12 protein-coding genes are annotated in these 9,603 nt (G+C 73.9%); 6 read left to right on the top strand and 6 right to left on the bottom strand.

Annotation, left to right across the window (positions count from 1 at the left end; translation table 11 throughout):
- Window positions 1-1,505 (top strand): LuxR C-terminal-related transcriptional regulator (locus AB0C69_RS31105; RefSeq protein ID WP_360358598.1); only part of this gene is annotated, 1,505 nt, incomplete at its 5' end.
- A 163-nt stretch (window positions 1,506-1,668) separates the two neighbouring features.
- Window positions 1,669-2,418 (top strand): SDR family oxidoreductase, encoded by a 750-nt coding sequence (locus AB0C69_RS31100; RefSeq protein ID WP_360358597.1) that lies wholly within the window; start codon window positions 1,669-1,671, stop codon window positions 2,416-2,418.
- 149 nt (window positions 2,419-2,567) lie between these two features.
- Here the strand turns inward: AB0C69_RS31100 and AB0C69_RS31095 are convergent, their stop codons facing one another.
- From AB0C69_RS31095 to AB0C69_RS31080, 4 genes are all read right to left on the bottom strand, one after another.
- Window positions 2,568-3,623, bottom strand: a complete 1,056-nt coding sequence (locus tag AB0C69_RS31095; protein ID WP_360358596.1) for a CU044_5270 family protein — start codon at window positions 3,621-3,623, stop codon at window positions 2,568-2,570.
- Window positions 3,620-4,225, bottom strand: coding sequence for an RNA polymerase sigma factor (locus tag AB0C69_RS31090; protein WP_360358595.1), 606 nt, complete (start codon window positions 4,223-4,225; stop codon window positions 3,620-3,622). The genes AB0C69_RS31095 and AB0C69_RS31090 overlap by 4 nt, the downstream gene beginning before the upstream one ends.
- A 127-nt stretch (window positions 4,226-4,352) precedes the next feature.
- Window positions 4,353-4,811 carry an SRPBCC family protein gene (locus AB0C69_RS31085; RefSeq protein ID WP_360358594.1) on the bottom strand — a complete coding sequence of 153 codons (459 nt, stop codon included), beginning with the start codon at window positions 4,809-4,811 and terminating at the stop codon, window positions 4,353-4,355.
- Window positions 4,808-5,053 (bottom strand): hypothetical protein, encoded by a 246-nt coding sequence (locus tag AB0C69_RS31080; RefSeq protein ID WP_353835296.1) that lies wholly within the window; start codon window positions 5,051-5,053, stop codon window positions 4,808-4,810. The genes AB0C69_RS31085 and AB0C69_RS31080 overlap by 4 nt, the downstream gene beginning before the upstream one ends.
- Before the next feature lie 111 nt (window positions 5,054-5,164).
- On the opposite strand from AB0C69_RS31080, the gene AB0C69_RS31075 reads away from it, so the two are divergent.
- On the top strand, window positions 5,165-5,989 hold the full coding sequence (locus AB0C69_RS31075; RefSeq protein WP_360358593.1) for a hypothetical protein: 825 nt from the start codon (window positions 5,165-5,167) through the stop codon (window positions 5,987-5,989).
- Window positions 5,990-6,010: 21 nt separating this feature from the next.
- On the opposite strand, the gene AB0C69_RS31070 is transcribed toward AB0C69_RS31075, so the two are convergent.
- Entirely contained in the window at window positions 6,011-6,931 is a 921-nt protein-coding gene (locus AB0C69_RS31070; protein WP_360358592.1) for an NADP-dependent oxidoreductase, read from the bottom strand.
- A 102-nt stretch (window positions 6,932-7,033) separates the two neighbouring features.
- On the opposite strand from AB0C69_RS31070, the gene AB0C69_RS31065 reads away from it, so the two are divergent.
- From AB0C69_RS31065 to AB0C69_RS31055, 3 genes are all read left to right on the top strand, one after another.
- A complete protein-coding gene (locus tag AB0C69_RS31065) occupies window positions 7,034-7,393 on the top strand; it encodes a VOC family protein (RefSeq protein ID WP_360358591.1) in 360 nt (119 codons plus the stop codon).
- Window positions 7,390-7,701 (top strand): metalloregulator ArsR/SmtB family transcription factor, encoded by a 312-nt coding sequence (locus tag AB0C69_RS31060; protein WP_345181560.1) that lies wholly within the window; start codon window positions 7,390-7,392, stop codon window positions 7,699-7,701. Before AB0C69_RS31065 ends, AB0C69_RS31060 begins: the two co-directional genes overlap by 4 nt.
- A gap of 685 nt (window positions 7,702-8,386) precedes the next feature.
- On the top strand, window positions 8,387-8,821 hold the full coding sequence (locus tag AB0C69_RS31055) for an SRPBCC domain-containing protein (RefSeq protein ID WP_360358590.1): 435 nt from the start codon (window positions 8,387-8,389) through the stop codon (window positions 8,819-8,821).
- Window positions 8,822-9,052: 231 nt separating this feature from the next.
- Here the strand turns inward: AB0C69_RS31055 and AB0C69_RS31050 are convergent.
- On the bottom strand, window positions 9,053-9,603 hold a 551-nt coding region (locus AB0C69_RS31050; protein WP_360358589.1), incomplete at its 5' end, for an ATP-binding cassette domain-containing protein.

Genomic DNA, 9,603 nt, shown 5'->3' with positions numbered 1-9,603 from the left:
GCAAGGCCCGGCGGCTCGTCCACGCGGCGCGGGCCTCCTACGACGCCGGCCGGCCCGACCAGGCCGCCCGCCTGGCCGAGGAGGCCGAGCACCTCAGCGCCGAGGACGGGGTCGTCGCGGAGGCCACCTTCATCCGCGCCCAGGTCGCCTACGAGCGCACCTCGCCCGCCGCCGACGCCGAGCTGGCGCTGCGGGGCGCGGCGCTCATCGCCGGGAGCGATCCCGAGCAGGCGGTCGCCATGCTGACGGAGGCCGTCTGGGCCGCCCGGGACGCGGGCGCCCACGACCTGGTGCGGCGCAGCGTCGAGCTGCTCGGGACGGTGCGGCTGCCGGACGGCTCACCGAAGGCGCCGGTGACCGCCGCGCTGATCGCCTACGGTCGGCTCGCGGACGGCGTGCCGGGGGCCGTCCCCCCGATGCGGGCCCTCTTCGAGGCCGCGCGGAGCGGCGAGGTCGAGGAAGCCGTCGAACTCGTCATCGGCGGGTTCATGGGCCTGCTCGTGGCCGACGACCGCGGCGCCACCGGGCTGCTGGAGCGGATGGCCGCGCAGGCCAGGGCCCGCGGCGCGCTCGGCTGGCTCCCCTACATCCTGGAGGCCCTCGCGATCGGGCGGGTGCTGCTCGGCGACCTGCGCGGCGCGGACGCGGCGGCGGCCGAGGGCATGTCGCTGGCCGCCGACATCGGCATGGACACGCAGGTGACCGCGCTGCGGTGCATCGTGGTGCGGCTGGAGTCGGACGCCGTCCGCAGCCGGGCCCTGGCGGCGGGCGTCCTCAAGCACTCCGACCTGCACCCGACCAACACCGCCCTCGCGTCCTGGGGCCTCGGGCTGCTCGACCTCGCCGAGGGGAACGCCGGAGCCGCCCTGGAGCGGCTGGACGCGGTGTGCTCGGGCCCGTCCCGGCACGACGTGCTGATCCGCGCCGTCCCGGACCACGCGGAGGCGGCGGTGCGCGCCGGGCGCCCGGACCTGGCACGCGCCCACCTTCCCGCGTTCGAGGCGTGGGCGGCGGCCACGTCGAGCACCGCCCTGATCTCCCGCTGCCGCGCCCTGCTCGCCCCCGGGGACGAGGCCGGCGAGCACTACCGCGCCGCCCTCGGCCTGCACGGCGACCGCGCCTACGACGCCGCGCGGACCCGGCTGCTGTACGGCGAGTGGCTGCGCCGCCGGCGCCGCCGCCCCGAGGCCCGGGAGGAGCTGACCGCGGCGCGGGAGGCGTTCACCCGCCTCGGCGCCGAGTGCTGGGCCGAGCGCGCCCGCGCGGAGCTGGAGGTCCTCGGGGACCGCCCGGCGGCCCGGTCCGGGGACGCCGACCCCCTGAAACGGCTCACCCCGCAGGAGCTCCAGGTCGTGCGGCTCGCCGCCGCCGGGCTCAGCAACCGGGAGATCGGCGCGCAGCTCTACCTCAGCCCCCGCACGGTCGGGCACCACCTGTACAAGGCGTACCCGAAGATCGGCGTCACCCGCCGCGTGGAGCTGGCCCGGCTGGTATCGGACACATGACTTAGGCCTGCCGCCGCACCCGCGGGGCCCGCCTTCCCCGCGCCTCTCCCCGGCCCGGTTCAGCCGTGCCGACCTGCGCTGTTGAACACCCGTTCGATGACCGATGCGGGCCGTCCGTCCGCGCTCGTAGCGTCGTGGCACCTCAGACGAACGGAGAACCACGATGCTTCTGGAGAACAAGACCGCGGTCGTCTACGGCGGAGGCGGCGCCATCGGCGGCGCCATGGCGCGCGGTTTCGCGGCCGAGGGCGCGCGGGTGTTCCTCGCCGGCCGCACCCCCGCCAAGCTCGACGCCGTCGCCGAGGAGATCCGGGCCGCGGGCGGCCTCGCCGAGACGGCGCGCGTGGACGCCCTGGACGAGGACGCCGTGAACGGCTGGGTCGACTCGGTCGTGGAGACGGCCGGCAGCGTCGACGTGTCGGTCAACGCCATCTCCCAGGACGCCCTGTTCATGCCCCTGCTCGACATGCCGGCGGCGGACTTCGGCCGGGCCATGGACAAGGTCGCCCGCTCGTTCCTGGTGACCACGCGGGCCGCCGCGCGGCACATGGTCAAGCAGAACTCGGGGGTCATCCTGCACTTCGGCGGCTCCGACCCCACCAACCGGCTGCCCGGCATCGGGACGGTGCAGATCGGCTGCGACATGGTGGAGGCGATGCGCCGCCAGTGGGCCTGCGAGCTCGGACCGCACTCGGTCCGCGTCCTGTCGATGCGCACCGGCGGCATCCCCGAGTCCATGCCGAACATCCCGGACATGGAGCCGATCAAGCAGCAGATGGTGGACGCCACCCTGCTCAAGCGCGCCGCGACGCTCGCCGACGTCGGCCGCGTCGCCGCCTTCCTGGCCTCCGACCACGCCGCGAGCCTGACCTCCACGCAGGTCAACATCTCCGCCGGCGCCCTGGTCGACTGACGCGGGACCGTCCTCGCGCCGTCCGGCCGATCCGCGTCCCGCGCACGGGCGGACGGCGCGGCGGGGGCGATGACGCCTCACCGCTCCGGCGGGCCACGATCCGGGTCCGCCGGCGCAGGCGAGGCGTCATCTCGGCGTGTCCTCCCCGCTCAGCCGCGGACGCCCGGCTTCGGGACGAAGGAGGAGGCCACCAGGGCGCCCCAGCCCGTGATCTGGCCCCGCTTCAGGGGCAGCAGGCCGGGCTCCCGGTGGTCCTTCACCGCGATGGCGCGGAAGCCCAGGTAGGCGTAGGTCTTCGGGTCGATGAGGATCTCACTGCGCAGGTAGCCGTTCTCGACGCGGTAGAGCGTCACCCCCCGGCGATGCCCGAGATCGGCGGCCGCGGGCTCGTAGCGCACGCCGGGGATCCTCGCGGCGGCGCCGTACAGCGCCGCCTCGATCTTCGCGGGGAGGACGGCGTCGCGCATGTACTGGGAAACGAGCTCGAACGCCGTGGAGTCGCGCTCTTCGGCTGTCGGCGGCTTCGGCTTCGCCTTCTTCATCAGGGCGTGCTTCTCGCGCGTCCGCTTCGGCAGCCCCTCCGGGATCGGCTTGCCCCACTCGGCGAGACGCCCCGCGTACTCGGCGTCGATCGTCTTGTAGATCCGGGCGAGCACCGCGCCCGGGTCGGTGGGCAGCGAGAGCAGTTCGGGATAGGTCGGGGTGTACTTCGAGCCCTTGGCGACGCGCAGCCTGCCGTCCTCGATCACGGCGAACCGCCTGCCGTCCGTCCGGCGCCACAGTTCCTGGGTGCGGGTCTTGTCCGGGGCGCCGAAGAGGGGCCGTCCGCCGCCTTCCTGGGTCTCGGCGTAGACCGTCTTCAGGTAGGCCCACTGCGCCGGACCGATCTTCGGAACGGGCTTGGTCGCCGCGACCAGGGCGGCGTTGTGGGCCAGATCCTGGGGGGCGCCGACCGGACGCAGGGCCAGGGCGCCGGGCTCCCGCTCGTCCCGGCCGCCGACGGTGACGGCGGTGGCGGCGGCGATGGCCAGCGCCCCGGCGAGGGCTCCGGCCGTGAGGAGGCGCCGGCGGGCCCGCCACGGCCGGGCCGGGGAGGCGGGCGCCCCGTCACTGAGGCGGACGCGCAGGCGGGCCTTGGCCAGGCGGTCGTACTCGGGGACGTCCGGGCGGCCCTCGCGGAACAGGGTGATCTCGTCGGTGGTCATGTCGCGTTCTCCTGGAGGGGGTGGGCGCCGCCGAACGCGCGGTGCAGCTTCTTGCGGATCCGGTGCAGGCGGGACTTGATCGTGCCGAGGGGGACGCCGAGGGCCTGGGCCGCCTCCTCGTAGCTCAGGTCGGCCCAGGCGATGAGCAGGAGCAGGTCGCGGTCGGCGGCCGAGAGCCGGGTGAGCGCCGCGGCGAGCTCGGGCCGGAGCCGGCCCGCCGCGACCCTGGCGGTGCTGCGCTCGTCGAACGCCTCCTCCGGCCGGTCCGGCGCCGCGCGGGCCATGGCCCTGGTGCGGCGGGCCTCGGCGCGGCGGTGCTCGCGCAGGGCGTGCGTGGCGATCCCGTAGAGCCACGGGCGCGCGTCCGGCCGGCCGAGGTCGTACCGTCCGCGCTTGCGGAAGGCGGTCAGGAACGTCTCCGCGACGACGTCCTCGGCCATGTCGGGGCCGAGGCGGCGGGCGACGTAGCGGTGGATCTCGTCGCCGTGCCGGTCGAAGAGGTCCGCGAAGCGCTCGGGTCGCCGGAGCGACTCCCGCAGGACCGCGGCGTCGGTCGGCGGGCCTGGAGGGACGTCCGGCTCCGTCCCCGAAGGTGCGGTCATCATGTGACTCGTCCGTTCACAGGGGTCCTTTCGGTGGGCTTTCACCCGGTACTCGGCCGGTCGCGCCGGACGGGTTCCCTCCGCCTGTGGAGCGGGACGAGTGCACGCCTCGGGCGTCGGTCGCCGGTCAGGCGGACGGGCCTTGGGCTTCGCCGCGCAGGGCCTCGGCGATGGCGTCCTGCCAGGCCGCCAGGAAGGCGGGGTATCCGTCGGCGAAACGCCGCAGGTCGGCGGCTCCGTCGCCGGAGAGCGCGGTGAGCTCGTAGGTGACGGTCACGTCGCTGTGGTCGCCTGCCCGGTCCAGGACGACGGAGACCGTTCCCGCGCTGACGCCCGGGGTGACGCGCGCGTAGCGGATGCGCCGTCCGGGGGTCGCGTCCACGACGATCCAGGTGGTGGTCCGGCCGTGGTCGAGGGTCTGGAAGACCGTCCCGGGCTCGGCGTCGTCGGCGACGGGCGCGGGGAAGGACGGCGCCCATCGCGGCACCCACCGCCGCTCTCCCCGCGCGGTGAACAGGGGGAACGCCTCGTCCGGAGGCAGCGCGACCGCCAGGCGGCCGGTGAGCCGGTGCCGGGCGCCGCTCATCGCGTCTCGTCCAGGGCGTGCGCGTCCGCCGCGGTCAGCGTCAGGCCGTAGACGTCCTTGAGCTGCTCGATCTTGGCGAGCGTCTCCGGCGCGAAGGGGGCCTTTCCCTCGAAGGCGTGCAGGGCGATCCCCTCGACCAGGTCGCCCAGGGACAGGTCGAGGTACTCGGCCAGCGCCTTGAGGACCTTGAGCACGTTGCGCTCGATGCGCACACCGGTCTGCACCCGCTCAACTTTTACCATGGTACCAAGTTACCAACTCGCACCGGCGCGGGGTGGCCAGACCCGGAAGATCACCCCTACCTTGGACGACCACGCGATCTTCGGCCATGGCGGGCGGAAGGGAGGGAGCACATGCCGGAACCTCCGGCCGCGCCCCGCGAAGAGCCATCGCTGGAAGGGCGGGCGACGGAAGGGCGGGCGACGGCCGGCCCGCCGAGCCGGCCGAGGTGGGCGGCCTGGCTCGTCCCGGGCTACGCGATCTCCTACGGGCTCGTCCTGCCGGCCTTCAGCGACGACTTCTGGTGGCTCGGGATCCCCGGGATGCTCGGGCTGGCGTGCGTGGTGCTCATGGCGCTGCACGTGCTGCTCGAAGGGCCGTTCCGCCGTGCCGTCCCCTACGCCACGGACGGCACCGACCGCCGGGGCCCGGTGAAGCACCACTACAAGGTCCTCATCGGGCGTTACCTCGTGCTGGTGGCGGTCGGCGCCCCGATGGTCGTCGTGCCGCTCGCCGTGGACGTCCGCTACCTCTACCCGTTCGTCGGCACGGGCATGGTGGCACTGCTGCTGGGGACGAGGTTCTGGCTCCCCCAGATGCTCTACCTACGCAAGTGCGACCGCGTACTGAGGGTCTACGACTTCGAGTTCCGCTCCCCGGTGAAGAAGTCGAACCTGCGCGGCAACGGGGTACGGTCCCTGACCATGGGCGCCGCCGGCTCACCGCGCATGTCGGCCCGGGAGCCGCTGTTCTCCGACCGTTGGCCGAGGGGGATCGAGCGCGGAGTGTGGTTCGCCGGAGATGACCCCTTCGGCGGGGTGATCCTCGTCCCGGACACCGGTGAGCTGATGTGCATGCAGCCGGAGGTCTGGGCGGCCCAGGACACGGCCCGGCGGCAGGCCGCGCACAAGCGCCGGGAGAAGGCGCGCCAGGCCGGGCTGGCACGCAAGTCGATCTAGCCGCCCGGGGCCGTCCCGCGGCTACGGCGTGATGACGAGCTTGCCGCGCGTGTGCCCGCCGCGGCTGGCGTCGAAGGCCTCGCCCACCTTCTCCAGCGGGTACGTCCCGGCGACCTCCACCGTGAGCGCGCCGCGGTCGGCCATGGCCGCGAGCTCCGCCAGCTTCGCGCCGCTGGGGCGGACCCAGATCCAGTGGCCGCCGTGCTGTTCGACCGTGTCGTCGGCGACCGACACGTGCCGCCCGCCCTCCGCCAGGACGGCGAGCGTGGCGTCGAGCTGGCCGCCCACGAAGTCGGCGACGGCGGTCACCCCGTCGGGCGCGAGGTCGCGGACGCGCTCGACCAGGCCGTCCCCGTAGACGACGGGCTCGGCGCCGAGGCCGCGCAGGAAGTCGTGGTTCCGCTCGGAGGCCGTGCCGATGACGCGGGCGCCGCGGTCCCGTGCGATCTGGACGGCCTGGCTCCCCACCCCGCCGGACGCCGCGTGGATCAGCAGGACATCACCCGGACCGACCTCCAGCCGGTCGAGGGAACGCTGCGCGGTCATGCCGACGAGCGGCAGCCCGCCGGCCTGGTTCCAGTCGAGAGACGCGGGCTTGCGCGCCACGTCGTCCGCCGCGACGGCGACGTACTGCGCGAACGTCCCGGCGCCGACCACGTCCTTGCGGGCGTAGGACATGACCTCGTCGCCGTCCGCGAACTCCGGCGTGTCGGGGCCGCGGCCCCGCACCACACCGGCGACGTCCCAGCCGGGGATGACGGGGAACATCGTGTCCATCATCCCGTCCAGGCCACCGGCCATGACCTTCCAGTCGACGGGGTTGACCCCCGCCGCGCGGACCTCGATCAGGACCTGCCCCGGGCCGACCTTCGGATCCGGGACGTCCCCGACCTTCAGGCGGGAGTTGTCAGTGGCATAGGAGTCATAGGTGACGGCGCGCATGCCCTCAACCTGCCACCCGGCCCGCCCGGCAAACATGGCGCCGTCGCGTAGGAATCCGCCTACGCTTGACATGTAGGCAAACTCCTACATATTTTCGGGCGCATGAACATCACGCATGTGCGGCTGCTGACCGTGCCGGTCTCCGACCAGGACGCGGCCAGGGACTTCTACGCGACCAAGCTCGGCTTCGAGGTGGTGGTGGACCGCTCGACGGGCCCGATGCGCTGGCTCCAGATGGCGCCGAAGGGCGCGGAGACGAACGTCGTCCTGGCGAACCATGTGCCCGGCGCGGCGCCCGGCGGCGTGCACGGGCTGATGCTGGAGACGACCGACCTCGACGCGGACTGCGAGCACCTGCGCGACGCGGGTGTGCGGGTCGAAGGCCCGCAGGACCTCCCCTGGGGCCGTCAGGCCACGCTGACCGACCCCGACGGCAACGGCATCGTGCTGGCCGCGCGGTGACGGCGGACGTCTTCGCGGCCCTGGCCAGCCCCGTCCGGCGGGAGCTCACCGCCCTCCTGCTGGACGGGCCGCGCCCGGTCAACGACCTCGCGGCGCACTTCGCGATGAGCCGCCCGAGCGTGTCGGAGCACCTCAAGGTGCTGCGCGACGCCGGGCTGGTCAGCGAGCGCCGCGACGGCCGGCAGCGCCTCTACAGCCTGGAGCCCGCGCCGCTGCGGGAGCTCTCGCAGTGGCTCACCCCCTACGAGCGGTTCTGGCGGGAGAAGCTCTCCGGCCTGCGCGACCTGCTGGACGAGGAGGACCTGTGACCTCGCCGACGAGAACCACAGCACCAGCCTGGGCCTTCGGTGCGTGACGCAGTGGGTTCCGCCGGCAGGTTCCTAACGCGTGTCCAGGGCCGGTGGAATCCATTGGAGGTGGCGCCGTATATGCGACGACATCTTCGAGTCCAGCCGCACATGCAACTGAGTATTTCCGCAGGACGCGCAGATGTAGGCGTCGAAGGTGGGCTGCCTGCCCCCGAACGAGCCCCCGCCCGTCTTGCGGAGCCCGCTCTGTGCCACGTACTCGCCCTGGAACACCTCGCCGGCGCCGCACGCGCCGCACTGCCCGTAGCGCATATCCCCATTCGTCATGCGAGCACCCTAGGGTTCGCGCACGGTGACGGGCATCGTCATAACGTGACGGCACCGCCCGAGAGCAACGACCGAACCGGGAGAGCCGCGCACAAGACGAAGCGCCCGCCGTCCGCACCTACCCACGCAGGGGCGGCGCCCCGAAGGCCGCGGGCTTCCCGGCCACAGGGCCGCCCCTTCGGCCCGGTGGCGTACGTGGGCGCGTACCGGACGTCGCGGCGCGGGTCCTCCCTCGGGGCGCGGCGCGCCTCAGGCACTACGTCTTGCGAGCGCCGACCGAGACCCTCGGGAACGTCCTGAGGCCGGGCGCCGTCACCGTCGCCCGTTTCCGCCAGATGAGACATGGGAGAGGGAGAACATGAGTGGTGAGCGGGCCTCGATCGAGGTGGACGAGTTCCTGCCGCATCCGCCGGCGAGGGTGTGGCGAGCGCTCACCGAGCCGGACCTGCTGGCCCGGTGGCTGATGCCGAACGACTTCAAGGCCGTCGTCGGGCACCGCTTCACGTTCACCGCCACGCCGATCCCGGCGGTCGGCTTCGACGGGACGATCGCGTGCCGCGTCCTCGACGTCGAGGACGCGGCCCTGCTGCGCATCAGCTGGCGCGGCGGCGGCCTCGACACGACGGTGACGTGGCGGCTCGTGCCCGAGGGGCGCGGTACGCGCCTGTTCGTCGAGCACGCGGGCTTCGACCTGGACGACCCCGTCAACGCCCACGCCTTCCGCGGCATGGGCAGCGGCTGGCGCTCCAACATCCACCGCTCCCTGCACGACCTCCTCACCGACCTTCCCTGACTCACCCGCCCTGGCCGAGAACCCCGCACCGGCCCACTCGGCCGTGCTGCGGCTCGACCACACGGGATGTCGGACACGGCCGGGCCTCCGGACGCTGCCGACTCGCGCACAAGCGAAGGCGTTCGGTGGCCCCGGCCCGCGCGGAGACCGACAGCGCGCCCCCGCCCGGAGAGGGGGCGGAGGCGCGGGCGCGGGGGCGGGGTTCCGGGCTGGGGCGGTTGCGGCGTTCGGTCAGGCGACGGGCTCCAGGGGCGGGTCGTCGGCGAACTGGGTGTGGTAGAGGTCGGCGTAGCGGCCGTCCGCGGCGAGGAGCTCCTCGTGCGTGCCGCGCTCGACGATGCGGCCGCTCTCCACGACGAGGATCAGGTCGGCGGCGCGGACCGTCGACAGGCGGTGCGCGATGACCACGGCGGTGCGGCCGTCGAGGGCCTCGGTGAGGGCCTCCTGAACCGCGGCCTCGGAGGTGGAGTCGAGGTGCGCGGTGGCCTCGTCGAGGATCACGACGCGCTGGCGGGCGAGCAGGAGCCGCGCGATGGTGAGGCGCTGGCGCTCACCGCCGGACAGGCGGTAGCCCCGCTCGCCGACGATCGTGTCGAGGCCGTCGGGCAGACCCTCGATGAGGGCGTCGAGCCGGGCGCGGCGCAGGACGTCCCAGAGCTCCTCCTCGGACGCCTCGGGGCGGGCCAGCAGGAGGTTCTCGCGGATCGACTCGTGGAACAGGATCCGCCCGCCCTGAGCTTCCACGCGCCCGCGCGCCGGTACACCTCGACGACGACCGCCAC

The sequence above is a fragment of the Actinomadura sp. NPDC048032 genome, assembly GCF_040653175.1.
Taxonomy (GTDB): Bacteria; Actinomycetota; Actinomycetes; order Streptosporangiales; family Streptosporangiaceae; genus Spirillospora; species Spirillospora verrucosospora.
The sequence above is the reverse complement of the archived record's forward strand: the minus strand, read 5'-3'. Positions and strand labels throughout refer to the sequence as shown.